The sequence below is a fragment of the Rhodococcus sp. 077-4 genome (genome assembly GCF_047782425.1).
Classification (GTDB): domain Bacteria; phylum Actinomycetota; class Actinomycetes; order Mycobacteriales; family Mycobacteriaceae; genus Rhodococcoides.
Genome location: NZ_JAJPWC010000002.1, coordinates 165,576 through 190,638 on the forward strand (window position 1 = coordinate 165,576; position 25,063 = coordinate 190,638).

Here is a 25,063-nt window from a genome sequence, read left to right on the forward strand (position 1 = left end):
GTGGTCATGTTCGTCTCGCAGTGATCAGTCGCTGAGCCACGACGAACACGAGCAGCAGAACCCCGATCGTGATGCGCGTCCACCACGAGCTCAGCGTTCCGTCGAAAGCGATGAAGGTCTGTATCGCGCCGAGGATGAGAACGCCGACAAGTGAACCGAGGACGTATCCGCGACCACCGCTGAGCAGCGTCCCGCCGATCACCACCGCGGCGATGGCGTCGAGCTCCATGCCAACGGCGTTGAGGCTGTAGCCGGACAGTGCGTAGAACGAGAACAGAAGGCCTCCGAGCGCTGCGCAGAATCCGCTGATCGCGTAGACGCCCACCTTCACGGCGGCGACCTTCAGGCCCATCAACAGTGCAGATGCTTCGTTGCCACCGATTCCGTATACCGACCGTCCGAAGCGGGTGCAGGCCAGGACGTACATGGCCACGACGACGGCGACCAGTGCGATCACCACGCTCCAGGTGATCGTGTAGCCCCCGGGGAGTTCGATGACGGCGAACGCGATCGACGAGAAAGTGTCGTCGGTGATCGGAATCGATTCGACTCCGATCATGTAGCACAGGCCACGGGCGAGGAACATGCCGGCGAGTGTGGCGACGAACGGCTGAATCTGCAGGTAGTGGATCAGCGCTCCCATGACTGCGCCGAGTACCGTGCCGCACAGCAGCACCACTGCCATGACCAGCAGTGGCGGCCACCCCAATTGCAGTGTGCGAGCGGCGATCATGGTCGACAGCGCCACGACGGAACCGACGGACAGGTCGATGCCGCCGGTGAGGATCACGAAGGTCATCCCGACAGCGAGCACGATGAGGAACGAGTTGTCGATCAGCAGTGACAGGAACACCTGAGGATCGGCGAAGCCGGGGTAGCGAAACTCGCCGAGTCCGAACAGACCGACGAACAACGCGAATGTTGCGATGACAGGCAGAAATCGAGTCGGCGGGGAGTAGCGCCGTATGCGATCCCAGGCCGACGGCGACGGGGCCCGCGTCTCGACGGGGGTGGTGGGAGGAGCAGTCATCAGGTCGCTCACGGTCTTACCGCCTTGGTCGAGTCGGGTCGCAACAGCGTCCGCAGCGAGGCACGGATTCGCGGTGATTGGAGGAGGCAGACCACGATGATGACCACCGCCTTGAACAGGTAGTTGGCTTCGGAGGGAATGCCGACGTTGGTGATGGTGCGGGTGAGCGTGCCGATCAGCAGTGCGCCCACCACCGTGCCTGCGATCGAGAATCGTCCCCCGGTCAGCGCGGTTCCGCCGATGACGACGGCGAGGATGGCGTCAAGTTCGATCCACTGGCCCAGACTGTTCGCGTTCACCGAGTTGGTGTTCGCGGCGATGATCAGACCCGCCATTCCCGAGCACACCGCGGCGAATACGTACACGGTCCAGACGATGGTGCGCGAGCGCACGCCGGCCAATCGGCTTGCCTCCGGGTTGATTCCGACTGCCTGGACCAGCATTCCCAATGCGGTGCGCCGGACCAGAAGAGCGGTGGCAGCGACCACCACGAGTGCGATGATCAGCGCGAGCGGCAGGCCGAGGAACGTTCCCGACGCAAGCTCGGTGAAGGCAGCGTTGTTGACGGTGGTGATGTTGCCGTCGGTGATCAGCATGGCCAGCCCGCGGCCGGCGACCATCAGAATCAAGGTTGCGATGATGGGCTGAATGCCGAGGACGGACACCAGGAACCCGTTCCACAGGCCGAGCAGGAGGCAGGCTCCCAACGCCCACATGACGGCCATGATCATGGTCGTGGTGGCACCCTCGTCCGCCGCGGCAGCGATTCGAGTACAGGCCACGGCTGCGGCGATCACGGCGACCGCGCCGACGGAGAGGTCGATTCCGCGAGTGGCCACCACCAGCGTCATACCGACAGCGATGAGCACGAGAGGCGCTGAGTTGCGGGCGATGTCGACGACGTTGCCGAAGAGTCCACCGTTCTCGATACGAATGTCGAGAAAGTCGGGTGTCACGATCACATTGACGACTACCAGCGCGATCAAGGCCATCAGCGGCCAGATCACGGGTTGGGCGAAGGCGGTGCGTACACGTGCAGGCGCAGATGTCTGCGGTTCCAGGGTTCGGGTCATGATGCGACAGTCCTGTCGGTGCTCGATGCGGTGACCGAGGTGGGTTCGTCGGTACGGACGCCGGCCGCGATGGTGGCCAGCACATCGCCCACGGACACTCCGTCGTTGATGCGTTCGTCGATCTTGCGACGATCGCGCATCACCACGATGCGATCGCTCAAGCGCAGAATCTCTTCGAGCTCGGCGGAGATGAACAGCACCGACATTCCGCGAGCCGCGAGATCGGCCACCAGTGTTTGTATCTGAGCTTTCGCGCCGATGTCGATTCCGCGCGTGGGCTCGTCGAGAATCAGCAGTTCCGGTTCGGTGATGAGCCACCGGGCCAGTAGAACCTTCTGTTGATTGCCTCCGGACAGGTTGCGCATCAACGTGTTCGGATCGGCCGGCCGGATATCGAGTGCAGTGATGTACTGCTGTACGAGCTTGTTTCTCGTCGTGCGGGGGATCGGCCTGAGCCAGCCCCGCTTCGCCTGCAACGCCAGCACCATGTTGTCCGCCACGGTCGAGTCGCCGACGACACCGTCGGCCTTGCGGTCTTCGCTGGTGAGTGCGATGCGTTGGTCGGCAGCGTGACGCGGGCTGCGGATGCGATGCTTCGTCGAGTGGACCTCTATGGATCCCGAGTCCGCGCGATCGGCACCGGCGAGCAGCCGGGCCAATTCGGTGCGACCGGACCCGAGCAGGCCGGCGACACCGACGACCTGTCCGGCGTGCAAACGAAGATCCGTGGCCTCCAGTGCGCCTTTACGGCCGATGCCGAGCACCTCCACGACCGGAGCTTCTTCCGGCGAGACCACAACGGGTTCCCGGCGGTCCAGTTCACGGAGAGTGTCGAGCTCGCGTCCGATCATCAGCTCGACCAGTTCGAACTGCGGGGTGTCGGCGACGAGGCGCTCGGCGACCAGTTTCCCGTTGCGCAAGATCGTCATTCGATCGGAGATGCGGTAGATCTGATCGAGGAAATGCGAGACGAACACGATCGAAGTTCCGGCCTCCCTGAGTCGCTCGATGACCGAGTAGAGGGTTTCGACCTCGCCGGAGTCCAAACTCGAGGTCGGTTCGTCGAGAATGAGGACCCGCGCGTCGACGTCGACTGCACGGGCGATCGCGACGAGTTGCTGTACGGCGATCGGGTGACTGTCGAGCGTCGACGACGGATCGATGTCGAGACCGAGCCGGTCCAAAGTGGTGCGCGCCCGGCGGTTCATCGCCCGACGGTCGATACCGCCGATGGCCCCCAACACCTTTCCCGGGAGCCGTCGAGGTTCGCGGCCCAGGAGCATGTTCTCCGCGACCGTCAGATTGGGAAGCAAATTCACTTCCTGGTAGACGGTGCTGATGCCGGCAGCCTGGGCCGCGCTCGGTGTGGCGAATTCGTGCTCGGTGCCGTCGATGGTGACGGTTCCGCTGTCGATCGGGTAGACCCCGGTCAGAGCTTTGATGAGTGTCGACTTCCCGGCACCGTTCTCACCCATCAACGAGTGCACTTCGCCGGGAAAGAGACGAAGCGAGACCCCGTCGAGGGCGCGAACTGCGCCGAAGGTGATGGAGATGTTCTTCATCTCCACGAGAGGAACGGTACCGGCGGCCATGAAGACGCCCCTCAGTACTGGCGGTCGGCGAGTGCGGCTGCCGCCTGATCGGACGTGAAGGTGGTTTCCTCGGTGACGACCCGCTTGGGGACGTCCTCGCCCTTGACGACCTTGTCGGTGAGCTCCATCAGTTGCGGTCCGAGAAGCGGATTGCACTCGACGATGAAGTCGATCTTCTTGTCTGCCAGGGCCTGCATTCCGTCCTTGACTGCGTCGACGGTGATGATCTTGATGTCTTTGCCCGGCACCAGTCCGGCGGCCTCGATGGCCTGTATCGCGCCGAGACCCATGTCGTCGTTCTGGGCGAAGACCACGTCGATCTGGCCGCGGTTGGAGTTGAGGAACGACTCCATGACCTGCTTGCCACCGTCGCGGGTGAAGTCGCCGGTCTGAGACGCCGTGATGGCGATGTTCGACTGGCCGCCGATGGCCTGCCGGAATCCTTCGGCACGGTCGATGGCCGGGGCGGCTCCGGTGGTGCCTTCGAGCTCGACAACGTTGATCTTGCCGTCGCCGGTGGTATCGGCAATGGCGCTGTTCTGCACCAGCCAGTCGCCGGCCTTGACGCCCTCTGCGACGAAGTCCGATCCGAGGAATGTCGCGTAGAGCGAATCGTCGGTGGTGTCGACCGAGCGGTCGGTGAGGATGACCGGGATGTTGGCCCTCTTCGCCTCCTGCAGCACGGGTTCCCATCCGGTCTCGACGACCGGACTGAAGGCGATGACGTCGACCTTCTGCTGAATGTAGGTGCGGATGGCCTTGATCTGGTTCTCCTGCTTCTGCTGCGCGTCGGAGAACTTCAGATCGATGCCTGCGGCAGTGGCTGCCTCCTGGATCGACGTGGTGTTCGCGGTACGCCAACCGCTTTCGGCACCGACCTGGGAAAAGCCCAGGACCGTGCCGCCCTCGCTGCCGCCGCCGGACGCGTCGTCGCCTCCGCTGCTGCACGCGCTCAGGACGATCGCACCACTCAGGATGAGCGCGCTCGCCGCAAAAATGGTCTTCGACGCCATGGTGATCTCCTCAATGTCGCCACTCCACTGTGACGTGTGCAACACATTGTGAACGTTAACATCGAGCTGCGTCAAGAGCCGAGGCGAGATTGACGAAAAAGAATGTGAGCGCTCACACGCCCCTATGTCATCGGGTCGACGGAGAACTTCCACTCGATCACGGACCGGTACGTCTCACCAGGGTGCAGTTCGGCGGACGGGAAGTTCGGATGGTTCGGCCCATCGGGAAAGAGTTGTGGTTCCAGCGCGATGCCGTCCCCCTGGCGCAGCATGGTGCCGCGCCGCGAGAGATCGCTGCCGTTCAAGAAGTTGCCGGTGTACACCTGCACGCCGGGTTGATCGGTCCACAACTCGAGTGTCGTTCGGCTGCGTATCGACGACAACCTGGCAGCTCGCCGTAAACCGTCACCGTCGACCACGTAGTTGTGGTCGATTCCCCTGGCCGCCAACAATTGTGGGTGAGACGCGCGTGCGAGATCGCCGACGCGGCCCGGCGACCGGAGGTCGAGCACGGTACCCTCCACCTCGTCGATGCTCCCGCTCGGAATACCGCTGTGGTCCACGGGGGTGAACGACGATGCGAAGACCTGCACCATGTGGTTGTCGATGCCGTGGCCGTCGAGATCGAAATATGCGTGCGAGGTCAGGTTCACGACCGTGGTCGCGGTCGTGGTGGCGGTCAACTGCAGACGCACGGTGTCGTCGGTGACCGAGAATTGTGCCCGCGCACGGACTTCGCCCGGGTAGCCCTGATCGCCGTCGGGACTGACGAGTTCGAGTTCGACGGAGTTCGCCGACCGCTCGACGACGGTCCAGTGCCGCGAGTCGAAGCCGTCGGTGCCGCCGTGGAGGTGGTTGGTGCCGTCGTTGACCGTCAGCTGCACCGGCTGCCCGTCGATATCGAGACGGCCGTCCTCGATGCGGTTGGCGTACCGTCCTACCGTGGAGCCGAAGTAGGCTGTGGACGAACGTAATTCGTCCTCACCTGCCACGCCGACGAGAACGTCGCGTCGCTCGCCGTCGCCTCCGGTCACCGCCATCCGTTGCAGGGTCGCACCGTAGGGGAGTACGTCGACCTCCACCCCGGGGGCTCGGCCGATGGTGATGATCTCGTTTCGGTCTTCGTCGGTGGACACTGTTCGACGATAGCGCCGGGAAGTGTGATCGGTGCAGCGATTCGTGCGCAGCAGCACGCATTCGGATGTGCGCATACTATGGTGTGATGCAGGCCACACCGCCTCACGCATTTTGTCGTGCTTCGACGAAAACGGTGACGATACAGGCGATTTGGGTCTGTCTATTGCAGCAGGACACCCGTCGAACAGGAGAAATCGTGGCAGACAACAGAGCAGTGACGTACGCCGGACCAGGCAAAGTGGAAGTTCAGGACATCGCCTTCCCCGGGCTGGAGTTGACCGATGGACCTGGCGTGAACCCGGCCAATGTCGGCCGCAAATGCGAACACGGCGTGATCTTGAAGGTCGTCTCGACCAACATCTGCGGCAGTGATCAGCACATGGTCCGCGGACGAACCACTGCGCCGGAAGGGCTTGTGCTCGGCCACGAGATCACCGGCGAAATCGTCGAAGTGGGACGAGACGTCGAATTCCTGAAAGTCGGAGACATCTGCTCCGTGCCGTTCAACATCGCCTGTGGACGGTGTCGGAACTGCAAGGAGCGCAAGACCGGTATCTGCCTCAACGTCAATCCCGATCGGCCCGGTTCGGCATTCGGCTACGTGGACATGGGTGGCTGGGTCGGCGGCCAGGCCGAATACGTGATGGCACCGTATGCGGACTTCAACCTGCTGAAGTTCCCGGATCGTGAACAGGCACTGGAGAAGATCCTGGACCTGACCATGCTCTCCGACATCTTCCCCACGGGTTTTCACGGAGCCGTCACCGCCGGAGCCAAACCCGGTGCAACGGTGTACATCGCAGGCGCGGGACCGGTCGGTCTCGCTGCTGCGGTCGGTGCGCAATTGCTGGGCGCATCCGTGGTGATCGTCGGCGACATGAACGCCGACCGGTTGGCGCAGGCCCGAACTTTTGGGTGCGAGACCGTGGACGTGGGCAAGGGTGCGCCGCAGGAGCAGATCGAGCAGATCCTCGGGGTCCCCGAGGTCGACGCTGCGGTGGACGCGGTGGGATTCGAGGCCCGCGGACACGGCGGAGATTCGTCCCGTGAAGCGCCGGCGACCGTACTCAACTCTTTGATGGACATCACCACGGCGGGCGGGGGTATCGGCATTCCCGGGCTGTACGTCACCGGGGATCCCGGCGGTGTCGACGAGGCTGCCCAGCGTGGTGCATTGTCGCTGAGCCTCGGAACCGGCTGGGCGAAATCGCTGTCGTTCGCCACGGGTCAGTGCCCGGTGATGAGTTATCACCGTGAGCTGATGAATGCAATCCTCACAGAACGAGTTTCGATCGCCAAGGCAGTGAACGCCACGGTGATCTCACTCGACGACGCTCCGCGTGGCTACCGAGAATTCGACAGTGGAGTCGCACAGAAATTCGTCATCGATCCACACGGCATGATCGCGAGCTGACGGCATCCGACCCAGCACGGTCGACTTCGGTTGCGGACGAGGGTGACCGTGCTGAGTCCGGACGAGCAGCCGTTCGAGCGACATATGCTGAAGCGATGTTCCTACTCTTCGGTTTCGGCAGCAAACGCAAACACGTCGGTCCTGGTGCAACGCGCAACTGCCCGCGATGCCACAACACCACGCAGTGGGCGCGCATGAAGCAGTATCAGCAATTCACGCTGTTCTTCGTTCCGGTCGCACGATGGAAGCGCGTCGAATTCGAGGAATGCGGAATCTGCGGGGCGGCAGTGTCAGTATGACGTACAGCCACCTGCTTCCAGATCCGCGATAGAGCAGGGCTCGCGGTCGGACACCAGGAGCCCGGTGATCGGTTTCGCGGCCGATCACCCCGTCCGCGATGAATCTCCTACGTCACCGACTGTCAAAGCCACAGCGATTTCCATGGTGTGGTCCGGTCGCGTCAGGTCCATACCCGTCAACGTCTGAATGCGGCGAAGTCTCTGTCCTACCGTGTTGGGATGGATGTGTAGAACGCGTGCGGTGTCGCTGGAAATGAGACCACAGGCGAGGTACGCCCGCAGGGTTCCGATCAGATCGGTACCGCGCGTGTTGTCATGTCGCCGAACCGGTCCCAGGACTCGATCCGCGTACTGGACAAGCTGTTCGGTGTCGTCCAGCTGAAGCAGAAGTCCCACCAATCCCAGATCGTCCAGCGACACCGCCGCACCGCTTCTCCCGGTCAGTGCCAGCAAGCTCAGAGCCCCCACGGCGGAGCGGTGCGCGAGCGCGTAGTCACCGAGGCCCGCGCTCCTACCGACCGTGATCGACGTTGCCACCGCCTTCGGAACGGTGGAACCTGCCAGCACTCTGATCTTTTCTGCGGTGTCGGCGAGAGTGTCCCGCGATTGCCCGATGTCCGGGATCAGCACCACTATTCGGTCGCGATGCACTGCTGACAACGGTTGGGGCGTCATCGTCTCGGCCCACCCGTTGATCCGTCCGATGGCTTGCTGCAGACACGAGTCGACGAGTTCTCCCTCGATGCCGGTCAGCGCGACGACCACCATCGAATGGCCGATCGTCAGGTTGTGGCCCAGTCGTCCGGCACGCTCGACCACGGTGTCCATGGCGCTGGGCTCGCCGCCGAGCAGGTCGCTGAGCAAGTCTCCGTGCAATCGCCACCGTACTTCGTCGGCGGTTCGACTCCGCAGAAGTTCGAGCGAGGTCACCAGCGCTGCGTGCTCGACGGCACGGTCCTCGATGGATGTCAGCGGGGACTGTCCCCGCGATATCCAGATGCGTGCCACCTCGGACTCGGCGAGTAGAACACTGTGGCAACGGAATTCGCCGGCGACGCTCGCTTCGTCCGATGTCGTCTCGGCTCGTGCGCGGTCGTCCGGAAACGGCTCGGTTCGGCTCGACCGGCCGAGCACGGTCCCGTGGTTGTCCTCTATCAGGATCGCGCGGGAGATCAGGATGGACAACGCCGTCGTGATGCCGGGGACCCCACCGCCGCGCAGGGCAATCTCGGTGAGCCTGCGGTGGATGTCCTCGGACTTCTGTAGCAGGTCGCGCTGCTGATGGAGCTCCTCGTTGAGGAGTACCAACTCGTCCATGCGCTTCGTTTCGTCGGACCGCAAACGTGCCGTGGTGAGAGCGATTGCGGCGTGATCTGCGAGCACCGTCAGTAGGGCGATCTCCTCGTCGGCGAAGTGGTGAACGGATCTTCGGTAGCAATTGAGGGTGCCGATGGCAACACCTTTCGATTCCATCAACGGCACCGAGATCATCGACCGGTAGCCCTGCTCTCTCGCGACGCCGCCCCACGGCGCGAATTGTGGTGTGGCCTCGATGTCCGCGATCGCCACCGGGGCTCCGGTGCGGAACGCGGCGCTCGACGGGGCCTCGACGGATTCGGCCTGGTCGAGGCGTACCGGCCGATCGGCGTTGACCTGGGCGATGTAGTGAGCGGACAGGCCACTCGAACCCTCGATGACCAGGGCCCGTCGAGTCGGGTCCGGAATGAGAACTCCACAGAACTCGTAGCCCATGAGAAGCGCCGCGGTATGTGCGATCAGGTCCAGAACTTCCGGCAGTGGGCGACCCGTGGCGACGGTCTTGGTGATCTTCCGAACGCTCGACAACCACCTGTGGACCTCGGGGAGCTCTCGAGCCGGGTGGGAGTCATGGTCCGGAACCGGGGCCACTTTGGGTTTCGAGGTCATGCCGGTTCCGCTTCTGTATGGGTGAGCGCACACTTCGCGCGCACTTTTATGTTCACACACACATCGTGCGGCTGTGATCTGAATCGCACAATAAGTGAAGACGAAGCAGCCCGGACGAAACGAGAAACGAATGATCGCACACTCGATGTACATCGAAGGCAAAGAAGTCCAAGCCGACAGTGGATGAGAACTGACAATCGTCAACCCGGCCACGGGGGCCCCGATCGCAACGGTCCCCGACGGTGTCGGCGTGGATGTGGATACAGCGGTTGCGGCTGCTCGGGCGGCATTCGAGTCCGGCCCGTGGCCACGGATGAGTCGAACCGCACGGGCCAAGGCCCTGCTGCGAGCAGCCGACGCACTCGAGGCAGCCAGCGACACGCTGTACACACTCGAAACGCAGAACAACGGACGGCCGATCACCGAAACGCGCGCTCAGTTGTCCCGAGTGCCCGAGTGGTTCCGCTACAACGCGGCATTGCTTGCCGCGCAACGTGATGCGGTGCTGCCCAGTGACGGCCCGTACCTGACCTACCAGAGGCGTGCACCTCTCGGGGTGTGCGGCATCATCACCCCGTTCAACCACCCGGCGATGATCCTTGCCCGCAGCCTCTCGGCGGCCCTGGCGACGGGAAACACCGTGGTGGTCAAACCATCCGAACTCACCCCACTGACGACTCTCGCGATCGCGCGTATCGTCACCGAGTCCGGTGTTCCGGAAGGCGTCGTCAACGTGGTCACCGGTGGCCGAGACGCGGGTATCCGACTGACCGAGCACGAGGACATCGCCAAGATCACCCTCACCGGCGGAACCGAGGCCGGTCGATCGGCCGCGGGTGCCACGTCGAAGCGATTCGCGCGCATCACCGCTGAACTCGGCGGAAAGACACCCGTCATCGTCTTCGACGACTACGACCCCACCGCCGCTGCCGAGGGCGCAGCATTCGTGGCCTCGGGGCAGTCCTGCGTCGCGGGTGCGCGCTTTCTCGTGCAGCGAGGCTGCTACGACGAGTTCGTTGCCGCCCTCGTTGCGCGAGCCGACAGGATTCGTCTCGGTGACCCAGCGGACACATCGACCCAAATGGGTCCGATGATCAGCGACAGGCAACGCCGAAAGGTGCTCGAGTACATCGACATCGGTCGCGAAGAAGGTGCACGCGTCGCCGCGGGCGGAAACGTCCCGGTTCTGCCCGGAGCACTCGACAGTGGCTTCTTCGTACGCCCGACAGTCCTCGCGGACGCGACCAACTCGATGCGCGTCTCGCAGGAGGAAATCTTCGGCCCCGTCGCCGTCGTGGTCCCCTTCGACAGCGAGGACGAGGCGATCGAGATGGCGAACGACAATCGATTCGGCCTCGGCGCAGGCGTCTGGACCCGCGACATCGGCCGCGCACACCGAGTGGCGGAGGCCATCGAATCCGGCATGGTCTGGGTCAACGATCATCACCGGCTCGAGCCGTCGCTCCCGTGGGGCGGGGTCAAGGAATCCGGTGCCGGCAAAGACGCGGGCACAGAATCTTTCGACGATTTCACCTGGATCAAGACCGTCGTCGTGCGCATCGCCGAGGACGACGTCGACTGGTACGGCTCCGACGAGCCCGGCCGCCTGAACTGACATCACCCACCCCCACTACGCAAGGACTCACCGTGACCACGAGCAGAACGAGCGCCCCCGAACAGGGCTGGCGACAAGAGATCACCCGAGTGCAGTGGCTGGTGCTGTTCGGCACCACCATGGGCTGGGCACTCGACGGCTTCGCAGGCAGCCTCTACGCACTGGTGTTGGGTCCGGCGATGACCGACCTGTTACCCAACTCGGGGATCGAAGTCGACGCCGCACACATCGGCCTCTACGGCGGAATGACCGTAGCCCTCTTCCTCGCCGGATGGGCCACCGGCGGAATCCTCTTCGGGGTGCTTGCCGACTACTTCGGACGAGTACGCGTGCTCTCCATCGGCATCCTCACCTACGCGCTGTTCACCGCACTCGCAGCGTTCGCCGACACTTGGTGGCAGCTGGGTGTGCTCCGGTTCATCGCCGGACTCGGATCAGGCGTGGAAGCGCCGGTGGGTGCCGCCTTGGTTGCCGAGGTCTGGCGAAACAAGTACCGCGCCCGTGCCTGTGGCGTCATGATGTCCGGCTACGCGGGCGGTTTCTTCATCGCCGCCCTCGCCTACAGCATGCTCAGCAGTCAAGGCTGGCGCTTCATGCTCGTACTGGCCGTCGTCCCCGCCTTCCTGGTCTGGTTCCTGCGCAGGTACGTTCCGGAGCCCGAGGAGATCAAGAACGTCATCGCCACGCGAAAGCAGCGCAAGGACAAGGGAATCAAACGACCGGAGGACCAGTTCGTCCTGCGCCGCCTGCTCGCACCGCCCAACCTTCGCGCCACACTCATCTGCACGGCCCTGGCCACCGGATCGCTACTCGCCTTCTGGAGCGTCTCGACCTGGTACCCGCAGATCATCCGCAACATGGCGGGTGCCGAATCGCTGTCGACGGAAATCGCCAATCACCGAGTAGCGATCTCGTCGATGCTGTTCAACGCAGGTGGAATCATCGGATACGCCACGTGGGGATTCCTCGCCGATGCGATCGGCAGGCGAAAGGCGTTCCTCGTCAGTTTCGTGGTCTCGGGCCTGAGCGTCGCGTATCTGTTCCCCTTCGAGCACTCCTACAACACCTACTTGATCGTGATCCCCATCGTGGGATTCGGACTCTTCGGGGCCCTGTCCGGAAACTTCGTCTACGGACCCGAGATGTTCTCGCCCAGCATGCGGGCCAGCGGAATTGCATTGGCCAACAGCATCGGTCGCTACATCACCGCCGCGGGACCGCTGGTGGCCGGCGTCATCGCGACATCCTGGTTCGGCGGCAACCTCGGAATAGCCACCGCAGTCCTCGCCTCCACCGGAGTGATCGCGCTCGTGGGATTGGCCTTCGCTCCGGAGACTCGGAACGCAGCCCTCCCCACCGACCCTGTACATCCACCGTCCGCCGACACAGCGCCGGCACCATCTGCAGCGAAAGGAACGCCGGCATGAGCGTCTACGAAGGATCGAGAGCGGTTGTCATCGGAGGATCGATCGGAGGGTTGACCTCGGCGCTCCTGCTGCGGGACCTGGGATTCGAGGTGGACGTCTACGAGCGGACGCCGTCGGACCTGGACGGGCGCGGCGGTGGCATCGTATTGCAGCCCGACACCCTCCGGTGGTTCCGTGAGCGCAGTTCCCAACGGCCCGAGGATGTCAGCACCACCACGGAGTGGGTCCAATACATCGAGGACGGAAACCGAGTGATCGACCGGGATGCCCGTTCGTGGTCGCACACGTCTTGGGGAACGTTCTATCGCGCGTTGCTGGCCGACTTCGGACGCGAGCACTATCACCTCGGCGAATTCGCTTGTGGCTTCGACCAAGACGCGGATTCGGTCACCGTCCGCTTCGTGAGCGGCCGCGTCGAGACGGCAGACCTGCTCGTCATCGCAGACGGTGTGACCTCGGCCAATCGCGCCAGGATCGATCCCGACGTGGAGTTGACGTACTCCGGATACATCGGCTGGCGCGGCACCGTCGACGAAGCGCTGCTGACCACGGAAACGTCTGAGCTGCTGCACAACTCGATCACGTACAACATCGTGCCGAACTCCCAGATCACCATGTATCCGATCCCGAGCGAACGGGGCACGGCCATCGGAGACCGCCTGATGAACTACGTCTGGTACCGCAACGTGGCGGAGGGCCCTGACCTGAACGAAATGCTCACGGACAAGCGGGGATTCCAGGGCAAGGTGTCGGTTCACCCGCACCAGGTCCAGGACCGGTACATCGACGAGATGCGCGACGCAGCAACACGTATGCTCGCACCGGCCGCAGCGGAGGTCGTCACCTCGACCGACGCCCCGTTCATTCAGGTGGTGTGGGATTCGCGGGCCACGAAGATGGCCAGCGGACGCGTGGCGCTCATCGGTGATGCCGCGTGTGGAGCCCGTCCCCACGCCGCCGCCGGAACGGCGAAAGCAGCAGCCGACGCGTGGGCATTGAGCGATGCGCTCACCGCGTCCGCGGGCAACATCGCCGAGGCTCTGGAGAAGTGGGAGCCCGGCCAGCTCGAACTGAGCAGCAACCTCCTCACCCGGGTCAAGGCAATGGGCGAACGATCGCAGTTCACCAACACCTGGACACCGGGAGACAAAGACCTTCGATTCGGGCTGTACGGACCCGGGCGCTAGAGAAACACGAAAGGCGAACAGCGATGAACACGAACAGCTTTCTGAGTGATCTGCCTCTGGCAGGAACCCTCGTAGCCGAGAATTTCGAGGGATGGTCCGACGAGCTCCGCGCCGAGTTCGAGGCGCACTCCCACGACGGGCAGGTGGGATCGACGCTCCTGAGCGAGAACGATCGCGTCCGAGTGTGGGAGATTCGGCTCGCACCGGGGCAGAGGTGGCATGCCCATCGCCACGTGCTGGACTACTTCTGGACGGCAGTGAACGCAGGCACATCCCGTCAGCACACCTTCGACGGAACTACCCGTGACGTCTCCTACACGGCCGGCGAGACACGACATTTCCATTTCGGCACAGGTGAATACCTGTTGCACGACATCGAGAACGTCGGGCCTTCCGAACTGATCTTCACCACCGTCGAGCATCTCGATTCGGTCAACGCACCGCTTCCGTTGGCGGCGTCGTGAGCACCGACCTGGTCGACGTTCACGCGCACTGGCTCCCCGGCGAGTTGTTCGGACTGCCGCCGAATTCGCCGTTCGGAGCGATGCAGGATCGCGACGGCGAACTGTTCCTCGGAGACGTGCCGTTGTCCATCCGTACGGAGGCCATGAGCGACGTCGATGCCATCGTCGCCGACATGGATGCATCGGGAATCGGTGTCCGCGCGTTGTCGGCACCGCCCTTCGCTTTTGCCGTCGATGCCGACGTCCCGGCGGGGGAGTACACCGATGCGTTCAACGACGCGCTCGCCGAAGTGGTCGCCGACTCGTCCGGTCGTTTGGTCGGCCTGGGCTCGGTGCGACTGGACGATGCCGATGCCGCCGACCGACAGATCCACGAGATCGCATCGCAGGGCGCGCTGGTGGGTATAGCCATCCCGCCGGTCCTGCGCGGAGGTTCGCTCGACGTCGGTGTGTTGCGATCGGTGTTGCGATCTGCATCGGCCAATCGGCTTGCGGTACTGGTTCATCCGATGCAGCTACCCCGCCCGGAATGGTCGAAGTACTACCTGGCCAATCTCGTCGGCAATCCGGTGGAGACGGCGACCGCGGTTGCGTCGAGCATTCTCGGGGGAGTGCTGGAGGAACTTCCGGATCTGCGCATCTGTTTCGTTCACGGCGGCGGCTGCGCGCCCGACCTGTTGGGGCGGTGGGCACACGCCTGGGACGCGCGCCGAGACGTACGGGTAGGCAGCAGTACCGGGCCGCGAGAGTTGTTCCGCTCGGCCTACTTCGACACGGTCACACACGATCGTGCCGCTTTGGATCTCCTGCGGGCGCACGCGGGGAAGAACAGGATCGTCTGCGGCACGGACTATCCGTTCGACATGGCCGAGGCCGACGTCGCCGGATTCGTCGACGCCGCGGGACTCGACCGGTCGGCGCTGGCTGCCGGAAGTCGTGAGTTTCTCGGTCTGAACATCCGGTCGGAGGTGTCGGCGTGAGTTCCCTCTTCGAGCCGATCACGCTCCGCAAGCTCACGGTGCTGAATCGGATATGGATGTCGCCGATGATGCAGTTCGCCTCCGATGCAACGGGTGTGGCGACAGACTGGCATTTTCAGCACTTCGCAGCGCGCGCCCTCGGCGGTGTCGGTCTGGCGATGGTCGAGGCAACCTCGGTCGCGCCCGACGGCCGGAGCAGCGAGTTCGATCTCGGTCTGTGGAACGAGGAGCAGGCCGAATCGCACGGGCGAATCATCGAATTCCTGCATGGGCAGGGCACGGCCGCCGGAATTCAACTGGTGCACGGTGGGCGCAAGGCATCGAGCGGACGCCCATGGTCGACGGGCGGGGATCGAACGTGGCAGACGGTGGCACCGTCTGCTGTGGCGTTCGGTGATTCCGCGGAACCCGTTGCGCTGTCGGTGCGAGACATCGCCGAGATCGTCGACGCGTTCGGAACGGGTGCGCGGCTGGCCCGTGATGCAGGCTTCGACGTACTGGAAATCCATGGTGCTCATGGTTACTTGATCCATCAGTTCCTCTCGCCGGCCGCGAACCATCGCTCCGACGAGTACGGCGGTTCTCTCGAGGGCCGGATGCGTTTCGCGGTCGAGGTGGTCGATGCAGTCCGCGCCGAATGGCCCGAGGACCGGCCGTTGTTCTTCCGTGTCTCGGCAACCGATTGGCTTGCCGGAGACACCGACGACCCTCGCCCTGGATGGACGCTCGAGGACACGGTCGAACTGGCGACGGTGCTCGCCGACCACGGAGTGGACCTGTTCGACGTCTCGACCGGTGGAATCGTGCCCGACGCCCGTATTCCGGTCGAACCCGGATACCAGGTGCGTTTCGCAGCCGAGGTGCGGCGACGGACCGGTATGCCCACCGCGGCAGTCGGTTTGATCACCGAGCCGAAGCAAGCAGAACGGATCGTCGCGTCCGGCGACGCCGATGCGGTGTTCCTCGCCCGAGAGTTGCTGCGGGATCCGAACTGGGGGCACAGGGCAGCGACACTGCTCGGCGAGCCCCTTCGGTTTCCGCCCAACTATTCTCGTGCGTTCGGACGAAGCACGAACACTGCGCGTTCGAGCTGACCGAACCGCCGGTGCACCTCGCGAATTCGGCAGCCCACGAACGACGGGCTGCCGAATTCGCGCGAGCAGCTCACGCCGGTGCCAGCACCACCACAGAATTGTGACCGCCCATTCCCAGTGACGATTTCATCGTCAATCCCGGTTCTGTAGCGGTGAAACCGTCGAGCAGCAGTGGATGCGCTGTCGAGACCCGAGGGGCGGCGGGAACGAATCCACGCTCGAATCCCATGACTGCAGAAACGGTTTCGATCGCCGACGCCGCGCCCTGGCAGTGTCCCGTCAACGGTTTGACCGAATACACCTGCGCGTGGGAGTCGAGCACCGTCTCGAGCATGGCCGTTTCCGCCGCATCGCATTGGGCGGTGCCGGGTCCGTGGGCGTTGAGATACCGGACGTGCCGGGGGGTGACGGCTGCGTCGGCCAACGCTTCCTCGAAGCAGGATCGCACCTGAGTCAGCGCGGGGTCGATGGAGGTGGCGTGATAGGCGTCGTGCGTCATCGATCCACCCAGGACCCGCGCGTACGAGGCCTCGCTTCGTGTCGAGAGCACGAATGCCGTTGCAGCCTCGCCCATTCCGAATCCGCGGCTGCCTTCTTGGAACGGCCGGCAGCCGTCCTGCGGTTCCACATCGACGACGCCGACGCCGAGTTTCACGAAATGGTCGATGTTCTCCGGAGTCAGAGACAGATCGGTGGCGACGAACACCACGTCGTCCACGAAGCCGGTATCGAGCCACATCTTGGCGGTGAGCAGGCCGGCGTTGCCCGACGCGCACATCGCCGAGACGTTCATTGCCGGGCCGTGAAAGCCGTACTCCTGCATCAGCAGTGACACCGGCGTCGACGGCATCAGCGTCAGGTAGTCACGAACGCGGCGTTTGCCGTCGTCCCTGAGGTAGAAGTTGCGCCACTCGTCCACTTCACCCAGGACCACGGCATGGATCAGGCCGACCCGTCGACCCGGCTGCCAGCCCCTGGCCACCGCGTCTTCGATGGCTTCCCGTGCTGCACCGCGAAGAGCCCGTCCGAATCGGCTCGAACCGTCGCTTTCGTCCCCGCCGTCCGGGACCTTTGCCAGCCAGACCGGGTTTCCGCCGAGTCCGGTGTAGTCGTGGTGCAGTGTTGCGGCCGCTTTGCCCGTGGACAGGCCGTCCCACAGGGCGGACGTGCCCCAGCCGTAGCCGGAGATCGCGCCGATTCCGCTGATGTCGATGCCGTGAGAGCTCATCGTGAAAATCCGTTTCTCGTCGAGGTAAGCGAGCCGGATCAGGCCCACTACTCGATTTAGCCCCTCAAACCGTCACCGGGTCCAGTCGGGAACGGGACATATGGTCCGAATCGGGCGGGAGTCGCCAACGGCACGTTGGGAAGTGGTTCAATCGAGTGTCGACCGTCCGCCTACGAACGCGAGGACCGAGCATGGCCCCAGGGGAGCGCGATGGCGTCGTCGACCCCGAATCGCGTTCTGCGTCGCCCGGACTTGCCGATCGCTACCGAGTTCTCGTCGAACATTCACCGGACGCGATCGGCGTTCACCAGCACGGCACTCTCGTGTACATCAATCCCGCCGGTCTGCGATATCTGCGCGCCGATACAGTCGAGGACGTCGTCGGGCATTCGATCACGGAATTCATCGCCGCCGAGTCCGTGGGGCCGATGCTCGGGCGAATCGCCGCCCTCGACGCACACGGCACCGCGAGCGCGGCGTCGGAGGCCACGGTACTGGCCCTCGACGGGACGACGCTCGCGATGGAAGCAGTATCGGTGCGCACGGTGTGGAACGGCGAGCCGGCATTCCAAGTCATCCTTCGAGACCTCACGGAGCACCAGGCCGCGCAGAAGGCGCTGAAGAAGCAAGCCGCTCTGGTCGAGCACGTCAGTGACGCCATCATCGGCGTAACCGGGGACGGCCTGGTGTCGAGTTGGAATCCCGCTGCCGAGTCCGTGTACGGCTTGCCGGCCACGGATGTCCTCGGACGCAACGTCTCTCACGCGGTAGGAGTGCCCTGCGATCCTTCCGCGATTCTCGCAGTCGGTGGCCGGATCCATGATTCCCATCGGCGGGCGGACGGGACGGCGCTGTCGGTGATGGTGTCCGTGGCCCAGATGCCCGATGGTTTCGTATTGGTCTGCGCCGACCAGAGTGCAGTACGCAGAGTCGAGGAACACTTCACCGCCGTCGTGGAGTCTCTTCAGGCGGGAGTAGTGGTTCTCGATCACACCGGCCGTATCGGATCGGCGAACCTCGCAGCGAAGACGATTCTCGACATTCAGGTCGGACTCGAGACATCGGGAAAGGCGTCGGTACTTCCGTTCCGGGTGTACGGCACCGACGAGGGGCCGATTCACCCGCGCGAACATCCCGTCGCCGTGACCAGGAAAACCGGAAAGCCGTGCCAGGCAGTGATCGGAATCGAACGTCGTCGGGACGCCCGCAAGTTCTGGCTGTCGTTGACGGCGACGATGCTGTCCGGCGGCGACCCGGCCCCCTCGATCGTCGCGACGTTCGTCGACATAACCGATGCCTACCGAACGAGCATGAAGCTCGAACACGCGGCGACGCACGACGACCTGACCGGTCTGCCGAACAGGCCGTTGATCCTGGCGCGTCTCGACGAAGAGCTGGCGACGCCCTCTCGAGAAGACTCCTTGGCAGTGCTGTTCATCGATCTCGACAACTTCAAGACCATCAACGATCTGCACGGTCATACCGTCGGTGACGCAGTTCTGGGCGTGGTCGCGGCGCGTCTGACGCGAGCACTGCCGGCCGATGCATTCGTGGGCCGTATCGGTGGTGACGAATTCGTCGCAGTGGTCTCTCGGTGCGTGGGTACCGAGGCCGACGATGTGCGTGCCGAACTCGCCACGCCCATCGAGACCGCAGGCCGGGTGTTGACGGTGACGGCGAGTATCGGTGGCGTCGTCGTCGATCGAGACGACACCCGAAGTGCGCTGGACATACTCGACGACGCCGATCACGAGATGTACCAGGCCAAGCCCGTTGCGCAGTTCATCTCGCACTCGTAACAACATCGGTAACAATTCGTGGTGTGTGTTACCAAAGGTACGCAAGGTGCGTGTGGTTCGGCCATACTTCGTCGGTGATACCGACCGTACGCAAGTGCCTGTTCACAGTATCGATGGTGATTCTCGCGGTTGCCGGACTGTTGTTCTCCTCCGCGGGAACCGGTGCCGCAGCACCCTCCGCGTGGCGTTACACGATGGTGGCGTTCAGCAACGACAGTGATCGAGACATGGATGTCTACGAGTCCGGCGGCGGCACCGATTTCGCAGCGCTGCAGACATCGGCGTATCGACCTCCGTCGGGAGTGGTACGCGATGCAAGCATCTTCCGGCACACCGACGGCATGTACTACGTGACGTACACGACGGGCGGCGGGGCGAACATCGGATTCGCGCGCAGCAGTGATCGCGTGAACTGGACGTTCCTGCAGAACTTTCCGGTCCCGTTCTGCTGCGCGCTCTTGCCCGGCACGGGGGCAGGTACCGGCTCGGCGGGTTCCTCGGCACTGCCGTCGTTGTCGCCGTTCACCACGAAAGCATGGGCACCCGAGTGGTTCGTGGAGGGTGACCGCGTCAGCGTCATCTTGTCGTTGTCGACCGGTGGCGGATTCGTGCCGTATCTGATGACGGCAATGGACCCGGGTCTGAGAATGTGGAGCTTCCCGACGCCCTTCGTCGGAATCGACGCCGATCATATCGACACCACGGTGGTCAAGGACGGTTCGACCTACCACGCATTCACCAAGAACGAGACCCGCAAGGTCATCGAGCACTGGACCGCGCCGTCGTTGATCGGGCCGTACACGCCCGCGCCGTTCCGAGACTTCGGTCCGCTGAAGGAAGGGCCTGCCGTCGTCGAATTACCCGACGGCACATGGCGTTTGTACTACGACGATTACACGAACCGAAAGTACTTCTACTCCGACAGCCCCGACTTGAACACGTGGTCCGAGCCAGAGGAGCTACCCGGCGTGTCCGGAACCGTTCGCCACATCGGTGTGATGAGAGAGCCGGCCTGACAGTGGGTTTCGGGTCAGTCGGTGGCCCCTCGGAGTGCCCGTAACCCGGCCGCGATGAACTCCCCGGTGGCCTCGGCGGCCTTGCCTGCACCGGCCCCGGTGTCGGAGCCCGACAGAGCGCGGTAGGTGATTCCCTCTCCGATCACTCCGAGCTTGAAGTTGGCGAGGGCGAGGTAGAAGCCCCAATCGTGAAGTTCTCGACCGGATTCCACTGCATACCGTTGTGCGAGGTCCGCGGCCGAGGGGTATCGATCGCTCGTCCACGCTGCGTCTGCACCGAGGACAGCATCGAAGACGGGTTGGCGGTAGATGCACATCAGAGCGACATCGGTCAGGGGATCACCGAGTGTGGACATCTCCCAGTCCACCACCGCAGCAACGGAACCGACGTCGTCGGCGTCGAGAATGGTGTTGTCGACGCGGTAATCACCGTGCACGATGGACGACGCAGTTTTTTTCGGTACCGCTGCTTCGAGCGCGCGATGCAATCGGTCGACATCGGGCAGGTCGCGAGTCTTGACCCGTTGCCACTGCCGGGCCCAGGTGGCCACTTGACGCGAGACGAAACCGTCGGGGCGGCCGAAAGTATCCAAACCGACAGCACCGGGATCCACCGCGTGCAGGCGTGCGAGAACTCGAACCAACTCTGCGGCGTTGGCAGTAACCTGTGCGTCGGTCAGAGCGTCGAGATCTTCCCGTGTGCGGACGACTCGACCCGGCACGAATTCGACGACGGTCATCGGCGCACCCACCACAGAACCGTCCCGATCGAATGCGACGGTCCGCGCAACCGGGACGTCTGTGGTGGCAAGCGCCTCGGTGACGGCCCACTCTCGCGCCATGTCGTGCGCAGAGGGTGTGAGCCCACTGGTGGGGGGACGGCGAACGACCCAGGTGGAGCTGTCGTCGTAGGCCTTGTAGGTGAGGTTGGATCGACCCCCGCTGATCATCTCGACCGACAGCGTGCCGTCGACATCGATTCCGCTGTGTCGCAGGAATCGTTCCAACGCAACACGATTCATTCCCGGTAAGTCGCTCACGACTGTGCCTCCCGCGCTGCACGTTTGGCCGCCCCGATCGTTCGTTTGGCGATGGCCCACCGGTGCACCTCGGACGGGCCGTCGTAAACGCGGAACGGGCGGACTTCGCGCGAGAGTCTGGCCAATGGCAGATCGTCGGAAACCCCGAGTCCCCCACACATCTGGATGCTGCGGTCGACGATTCGGAAGATCGCCTCGGCCGCGAAGGTCTTGGCGATGGACGTCTCGTTGCTCGCGTGCCCGCCTCGATCCAGCTCGAAGCACGCCACTGTCAGCAGTGCCCTGGTGGCCGCGATGTCGATTTCGTTGTCTGCCACCATCTTCTGCACCATGCCGAGATCCCCGAGCTTTCCGCCGAACCCCTCGCGCCGGGCCACCTGCGCGACCGCAATGTCGTGGGCCCGTAGGGAAGCTCCGAGCCAGCGCATCACGTGCGTCATGCGGGCAGGCCCCAAACGTACCTGGGCATATGCGAATCCCTCGTCGACGGCCCCGAGCACGTTCTCGTCGGGCACGAACGCGTTCTCGAAGAACACCTCGCAGTGCCCGCCGATCATCGCTTTGTCGAGGGTGCCGATGTGTCGGCCCACCGTGATACCCGCGGTGTCGGCGGGTGCCAGGAACATCGTGGCCCCGCCGCGATCACCGGGCGCGCCGGAGGTACGGGCCATGATGATGAAGAACCCGGCACCGTCTGCACCGGTGATGAACCACTTGTGTCCGTTGATCTTCCACCCGCCGTCGACCCGTTCGGCTGCGGTGGTGAGTGCCGCCGGATCGGAACCGGCACCTGGCGCGGGTTCGGTCATCGCGAAAGCCGAGCGCACGTCTCCGCGTGCGAGAGGAGCGAGAAACTGCTCCTTCTGCGCTGCCGAAGCGATATGGGCGAGCATGTGGACGTTGCCCTCGTCCGGGGCACCGAGGTTGAGGGCGATCGGACCGAACAGCGAGTAACCGGCTGCCTCGAAGACCGGCGCACGGTCGCTCATCGAGAGTCCATGTCCGCCGTACTCGACAGGCGCGTGCGGCGCGAACACGCCTGCATCCTTCGCGGCCGCTTGCATCTCGATACGCAGTGCATCGCCCCCGGCGTCGGCGATGTTGCCCGCAAAGCGGTCTTCGATGGGAAGCACATGCTCACGGGTGAACGTGCGAGTCCGATCGATCAGCTTCTCGACGTCGGGGTCGTACGTCAGGTCGATTGCCACGAGGTGCTCCCTGTCCGGTACCGACCGAACACTCGCTCGGTCCCTGGAAGGTTGACACAATCCCTCGGCCGGGTCAAGGATCCCGCGGGTCCGCTACTCGCGTCGGCCGACCGTGCGACGGGCGATGTCGAGATAGATCGCCACCAGCTCGCTCGGAGACAACGGCCCGTCGGGTCGGTACCAGGTTGCGACGCCGACACACATCGTCGTGACGGCTCGACTGGCGTCCTTCGGGTGCGGGGTGTCGAACAGGCCCGCGTCGACGCCGTCGGCGACGATCGCGTCGAGCAGCCGTTGTTGGTCGTCACGCTTGCCGATGTAGGCGTCGCGATTGGTGGGCTCGAGGCTGCGGATTTCCGTCGAGCAGACGAAGGCGGCGTCGCGTCGGTGAATGTGGAAGAGCAACAGGGATTCGACGACGGCGTCGAAACGGTCACTCGGCGACGAACCGGCACCGGCCTCTGCCGATCGAGTGCGTTCCGACAACTCGTCCATCGACGCGTCCATGATGCCGACCAGCAGGGCCTGCTTGGACGGGAAATGGTGGTAGAGGCCGGGAACCGACAGACCGGCCCCAGCGGCGATCTGCCGCACCGAGGTTCCGTGGTAGCCCTGCTCGACGAACGTGTTCAAGGCCGACGACAAGGCAGGAGGGAGGTTCGAGCCCTCGTACGTTCGCCAGGTGCGGGTCGCGGTCATGCGCTTACCGTAATGGTCACGAACCCAGCGCTCGGTGTTTGCTCCTGACGTGACGTGAGGTTCTACCGTTGCGTTCATGAACAGCACCGATTCGATCACCTGGGGAATTGGGGACGTTGCCCGCCGAACAGGTGTCACGGAGCGCACCTTGCGCTACTACGAGGAACTGGGTTTGCTTGCTCCGGCCCGAGACGCAGGTGGCAGGCGTCGATACGACGGGGGCGATCTCGACCGTCTCTACCGAGTCAGGCTGCTCCGCGAATTGGGCACGCCTGTGGCGGAAGTCGATCCGGAGGCGGTCGATCTGCGGCACCTGACGCGGAGGCATCTCGCCGAGTTGGACGAACGGATGGCCGAGCTCGCCCGCGTGCGAGAACGGGTTCGGGCCGTCGAAGACCGGCTGTTGCAGGGTGCTCGCCCAGGCGACGACGCCCTGTTGGACCTGCTCTCGGGCCTGTCGACCGACGAACCCTCGGTGACTCGTCGCACCACGTTGCTCGTTTACCGCGACATCGCCGCAGCTCACTCCTACCTCGTCGACGTTCTGGGATTGGCCCCGGGACCGATCGAGTACGACGGCGACAAGGCAGTGCACGGGGAGGTGTACGCCGGGGACGGAGTCGTGTGGTTGCACCGCGAGGCCCCGGAACATCGGATGGTGTCTCCGCTGACCAACGGCTCGGTCACCGCGTCACTGGCGATATCGGTCGACGACGTCGACGCCCACCACGCGCGAGTGGTCGCAACCGGAGCGGCCGTCGACTACGAACCCACCGACATGCCTTACGGCGTTCGTGAATACAGCGTCCGCGACCCGGAGGGTCATCTGTGGTCGTTCCAGACGGCACTGGCCGACACGGTGGAATCGTGAACGAACGTCAGGTCTGGTCCAGCCGGTGTCGCCTCGACGATTTCTCGATTCAGCTCGAGGCCAGTGCTGCGGTCACTTCCGCCGCGATAGCGGCCTCGCCCTGGGCATTGGGATGCAGTGGGACGAACTGCTGCGAGAACAGAAGTGGTTCCACCCACCGAACCCCGACGGGTTGGCACGCATCGTGCCCCTCCGACACCACGGACATGTCGACGAATGTCGTACCGGTATCGGCCGCCGCCTGGCGGATCGCCTCGTTCAGGGTGCCCTGAAGGTTGCGCAGGTACGGAACATCCCCGAGCGCAACGGGAACCATGGGCTCGCACGTGCGCTCGGCCGGAATGAGCCACGGATAGCCGACGATGATCACCTCTGCCTTCGGCGCGCGAGAATGAATGTCTCGCAACGCTTGTCGAATCGACGGCAGGGTGGTGTCGACGATCTTGTCGTCGAAGCTGCTTCCGTTCTGTTGCTCGCACGGGTTGAACACGCCGGCGTGGGTTGCCAGTGCGCTGACACATGCGGCGATCGCACCGGAGAAGACGCTGTTGTCGTTTCCACCGATCATCAACGTCACCACGTCGGTGGATGGCGACAGAGCATCGAATTGAGCTCGGGTACCGCTGAATTGCGGAATATAGAAGTCCCTGGTGGCCGCGCCGCCGCAGCTCGCGTCGGTCAGGCCGTAACCCTGCCGGCGTGCCACGATGTGCGCGAAGTTCTGCTCGGATTGCAGGCATCGAATCGGCGTGCCCGGTGCCAGCGGAAGCACACCGTTTCCTGCGCTGAAGCTGTCGCCCAGGTTGACCTGCTCGATCGGCGACGCGGCAGCAGTGGGAGCTGTCGCCAGCGCGAACACGACGGCCGCGACAACTCCGAGCCCGAACGTCCCTGTCCTACTTCGCACTACAGCCCCATTCGCCGCTGGATACTGACCGAGATGGTACCGCC

Annotated in this window: 22 protein-coding genes; 11 read left to right on the forward strand and 11 right to left on the reverse strand. The window is 64.1% G+C overall.

The window, feature by feature from the left end; translation table 11 throughout:
- Positions 1-4: 4 nt before the first annotated feature.
- The 5 genes from yjfF to ACNEOT_RS10225 all read right to left on the reverse strand — a co-directional run bounded on the left by yjfF (position 5) and on the right by ACNEOT_RS10225 (position 5,844).
- Positions 5-1,042: a galactofuranose ABC transporter, permease protein YjfF gene (gene yjfF, locus ACNEOT_RS10205; RefSeq protein WP_415973876.1), complete on the reverse strand. Its 1,038-nt coding sequence runs from the start codon at positions 1,040-1,042 to the stop codon at positions 5-7.
- Positions 1,039-2,103 carry an ABC transporter permease gene (locus ACNEOT_RS10210; protein WP_415973877.1) on the reverse strand — a complete coding sequence of 355 codons (1,065 nt, stop codon included), beginning with the start codon at positions 2,101-2,103 and terminating at the stop codon, positions 1,039-1,041. Before ACNEOT_RS10210 ends, yjfF begins: the two co-directional genes overlap by 4 nt.
- Positions 2,100-3,695, reverse strand: a complete 1,596-nt coding sequence (locus ACNEOT_RS10215; RefSeq protein WP_415973878.1) for a sugar ABC transporter ATP-binding protein — start codon at positions 3,693-3,695, stop codon at positions 2,100-2,102. The genes ACNEOT_RS10210 and ACNEOT_RS10215 overlap by 4 nt, the downstream gene beginning before the upstream one ends.
- Before the next feature lie 11 nt (positions 3,696-3,706).
- Entirely contained in the window at positions 3,707-4,708 is a 1,002-nt protein-coding gene (locus tag ACNEOT_RS10220) for an ABC transporter substrate-binding protein (RefSeq protein ID WP_415973879.1), read from the reverse strand.
- A gap of 122 nt (positions 4,709-4,830) precedes the next feature.
- The gene (locus ACNEOT_RS10225; protein WP_415973880.1) at positions 4,831-5,844 is read right to left on the reverse strand and encodes an aldose epimerase family protein; all 1,014 of its coding nucleotides are present in this window, start codon (positions 5,842-5,844) and stop codon (positions 4,831-4,833) included.
- 197 nt (positions 5,845-6,041) lie between these two features.
- On the opposite strand from ACNEOT_RS10225, the gene fdhA reads away from it, so the two are divergent.
- Positions 6,042-7,259: a formaldehyde dehydrogenase, glutathione-independent gene (gene fdhA, locus ACNEOT_RS10230; RefSeq protein ID WP_415973881.1), complete on the forward strand. Its 1,218-nt coding sequence runs from the start codon at positions 6,042-6,044 to the stop codon at positions 7,257-7,259.
- A gap of 95 nt (positions 7,260-7,354) precedes the next feature.
- The gene (locus ACNEOT_RS10235; RefSeq protein ID WP_415973882.1) at positions 7,355-7,558 is read left to right on the forward strand and encodes a zinc-ribbon domain-containing protein; all 204 of its coding nucleotides are present in this window, start codon (positions 7,355-7,357) and stop codon (positions 7,556-7,558) included.
- 84 nt (positions 7,559-7,642) lie between these two features.
- On the opposite strand, the gene ACNEOT_RS10240 is transcribed toward ACNEOT_RS10235, so the two are convergent.
- Entirely contained in the window at positions 7,643-9,484 is a 1,842-nt protein-coding gene (locus tag ACNEOT_RS10240) for a helix-turn-helix domain-containing protein (protein ID WP_415973883.1), read from the reverse strand.
- Positions 9,485-9,680: 196 nt separating this feature from the next.
- On the opposite strand from ACNEOT_RS10240, the gene ACNEOT_RS10245 reads away from it, so the two are divergent.
- The 6 genes from ACNEOT_RS10245 to ACNEOT_RS10270 are packed head-to-tail and all read left to right on the forward strand — an operon-like array spanning position 9,681 to position 16,251.
- On the forward strand, positions 9,681-11,099 hold the full coding sequence (locus ACNEOT_RS10245) for an aldehyde dehydrogenase (protein ID WP_415975092.1): 1,419 nt from the start codon (positions 9,681-9,683) through the stop codon (positions 11,097-11,099).
- 32 nt (positions 11,100-11,131) lie between these two features.
- Positions 11,132-12,526 carry an MFS transporter gene (locus ACNEOT_RS10250; protein ID WP_415973884.1) on the forward strand — a complete coding sequence of 465 codons (1,395 nt, stop codon included), beginning with the start codon at positions 11,132-11,134 and terminating at the stop codon, positions 12,524-12,526.
- Positions 12,523-13,713, forward strand: coding sequence for an FAD binding domain-containing protein (locus tag ACNEOT_RS10255; protein ID WP_415973885.1), 1,191 nt, complete (start codon positions 12,523-12,525; stop codon positions 13,711-13,713). Before ACNEOT_RS10250 ends, ACNEOT_RS10255 begins: the two co-directional genes overlap by 4 nt.
- Positions 13,714-13,736: 23 nt before the next feature.
- Positions 13,737-14,177 carry a hypothetical protein gene (locus tag ACNEOT_RS10260; RefSeq protein ID WP_415973886.1) on the forward strand — a complete coding sequence of 147 codons (441 nt, stop codon included), beginning with the start codon at positions 13,737-13,739 and terminating at the stop codon, positions 14,175-14,177.
- Positions 14,174-15,157 carry an amidohydrolase family protein gene (locus tag ACNEOT_RS10265; protein WP_415973887.1) on the forward strand — a complete coding sequence of 328 codons (984 nt, stop codon included), beginning with the start codon at positions 14,174-14,176 and terminating at the stop codon, positions 15,155-15,157. Before ACNEOT_RS10260 ends, ACNEOT_RS10265 begins: the two co-directional genes overlap by 4 nt.
- Positions 15,154-16,251, forward strand: a complete 1,098-nt coding sequence (locus ACNEOT_RS10270; RefSeq protein ID WP_415973888.1) for an NADH:flavin oxidoreductase/NADH oxidase — start codon at positions 15,154-15,156, stop codon at positions 16,249-16,251. The genes ACNEOT_RS10265 and ACNEOT_RS10270 overlap by 4 nt, the downstream gene beginning before the upstream one ends.
- A 70-nt stretch (positions 16,252-16,321) precedes the next feature.
- Here ACNEOT_RS10270 and ACNEOT_RS10275 read toward each other — a convergent pair whose 3' ends face one another.
- Positions 16,322-17,479, reverse strand: coding sequence for a beta-ketoacyl synthase N-terminal-like domain-containing protein (locus ACNEOT_RS10275; RefSeq protein WP_415973890.1), 1,158 nt, complete (start codon positions 17,477-17,479; stop codon positions 16,322-16,324).
- A gap of 191 nt (positions 17,480-17,670) precedes the next feature.
- On the opposite strand from ACNEOT_RS10275, the gene ACNEOT_RS10280 reads away from it, so the two are divergent.
- Positions 17,671-19,278 carry a diguanylate cyclase domain-containing protein gene (locus tag ACNEOT_RS10280; protein ID WP_415973891.1) on the forward strand — a complete coding sequence of 536 codons (1,608 nt, stop codon included), beginning with the start codon at positions 17,671-17,673 and terminating at the stop codon, positions 19,276-19,278.
- Positions 19,279-19,391: 113 nt separating this feature from the next.
- Positions 19,392-20,294, forward strand: a complete 903-nt coding sequence (locus ACNEOT_RS10285; protein ID WP_415975093.1) for an arabinofuranosidase — start codon at positions 19,392-19,394, stop codon at positions 20,292-20,294.
- 14 nt (positions 20,295-20,308) lie between these two features.
- Here the strand turns inward: ACNEOT_RS10285 and ACNEOT_RS10290 are convergent, their stop codons facing one another.
- From ACNEOT_RS10290 to ACNEOT_RS10300, 3 genes are all read right to left on the reverse strand, one after another.
- Positions 20,309-21,334: a phosphotransferase family protein gene (locus tag ACNEOT_RS10290; RefSeq protein ID WP_415973892.1), complete on the reverse strand. Its 1,026-nt coding sequence runs from the start codon at positions 21,332-21,334 to the stop codon at positions 20,309-20,311.
- Positions 21,331-22,542 (reverse strand): acyl-CoA dehydrogenase family protein, encoded by a 1,212-nt coding sequence (locus ACNEOT_RS10295; protein ID WP_415973893.1) that lies wholly within the window; start codon positions 22,540-22,542, stop codon positions 21,331-21,333. The genes ACNEOT_RS10290 and ACNEOT_RS10295 overlap by 4 nt, the downstream gene beginning before the upstream one ends.
- Positions 22,543-22,635: 93 nt before the next feature.
- Positions 22,636-23,241: a TetR/AcrR family transcriptional regulator gene (locus tag ACNEOT_RS10300; protein ID WP_415973894.1), complete on the reverse strand. Its 606-nt coding sequence runs from the start codon at positions 23,239-23,241 to the stop codon at positions 22,636-22,638.
- A 76-nt stretch (positions 23,242-23,317) separates the two neighbouring features.
- On the opposite strand from ACNEOT_RS10300, the gene ACNEOT_RS10305 reads away from it, so the two are divergent.
- On the forward strand, positions 23,318-24,112 hold the full coding sequence (locus tag ACNEOT_RS10305; protein WP_415973895.1) for a MerR family transcriptional regulator: 795 nt from the start codon (positions 23,318-23,320) through the stop codon (positions 24,110-24,112).
- A gap of 49 nt (positions 24,113-24,161) precedes the next feature.
- Here ACNEOT_RS10305 and ACNEOT_RS10310 read toward each other — a convergent pair whose 3' ends face one another.
- Complete coding sequence (locus ACNEOT_RS10310; RefSeq protein ID WP_415973896.1) at positions 24,162-25,019, reverse strand: SGNH/GDSL hydrolase family protein; 858 nt, start codon at positions 25,017-25,019, stop codon at positions 24,162-24,164.
- Positions 25,020-25,063: the final 44 nt, after the last annotated feature.

Excerpts from the sequence above, each read along its gene's own strand:
- ACNEOT_RS10210 (WP_415973877.1), bottom strand. The coding sequence starts at position 2,103 with ATGACCCGAACCCTGGAACCGCAGACATCTGCGCCTGCACGTGTACGC.
- ACNEOT_RS10280 (WP_415973891.1), top strand. The coding sequence starts at position 17,671 with ATGGCCCCAGGGGAGCGCGATGGCGTCGTCGACCCCGAATCGCGTTCT.
- ACNEOT_RS10305 (WP_415973895.1), top strand. The coding sequence starts at position 23,318 with ATGAACAGCACCGATTCGATCACCTGGGGAATTGGGGACGTTGCCCGC.
- ACNEOT_RS10285 (WP_415975093.1), top strand. The coding sequence starts at position 19,392 with ATGGTGATTCTCGCGGTTGCCGGACTGTTGTTCTCCTCCGCGGGAACC.
- ACNEOT_RS10255 (WP_415973885.1), top strand. The coding sequence starts at position 12,523 with ATGAGCGTCTACGAAGGATCGAGAGCGGTTGTCATCGGAGGATCGATC.
- ACNEOT_RS10260 (WP_415973886.1), top strand. The coding sequence starts at position 13,737 with ATGAACACGAACAGCTTTCTGAGTGATCTGCCTCTGGCAGGAACCCTC.
- ACNEOT_RS10215 (WP_415973878.1), bottom strand. The coding sequence starts at position 3,695 with ATGGCCGCCGGTACCGTTCCTCTCGTGGAGATGAAGAACATCTCCATC.
- ACNEOT_RS10240 (WP_415973883.1), bottom strand. The coding sequence starts at position 9,484 with ATGACCTCGAAACCCAAAGTGGCCCCGGTTCCGGACCATGACTCCCAC.
- ACNEOT_RS10220 (WP_415973879.1), bottom strand. The coding sequence starts at position 4,708 with ATGGCGTCGAAGACCATTTTTGCGGCGAGCGCGCTCATCCTGAGTGGT.
- ACNEOT_RS10300 (WP_415973894.1), bottom strand. The coding sequence starts at position 23,241 with ATGACCGCGACCCGCACCTGGCGAACGTACGAGGGCTCGAACCTCCCT.
- ACNEOT_RS10235 (WP_415973882.1), top strand. The coding sequence starts at position 7,355 with ATGTTCCTACTCTTCGGTTTCGGCAGCAAACGCAAACACGTCGGTCCT.
- ACNEOT_RS10275 (WP_415973890.1), bottom strand. The coding sequence starts at position 17,479 with ATGAGCTCTCACGGCATCGACATCAGCGGAATCGGCGCGATCTCCGGC.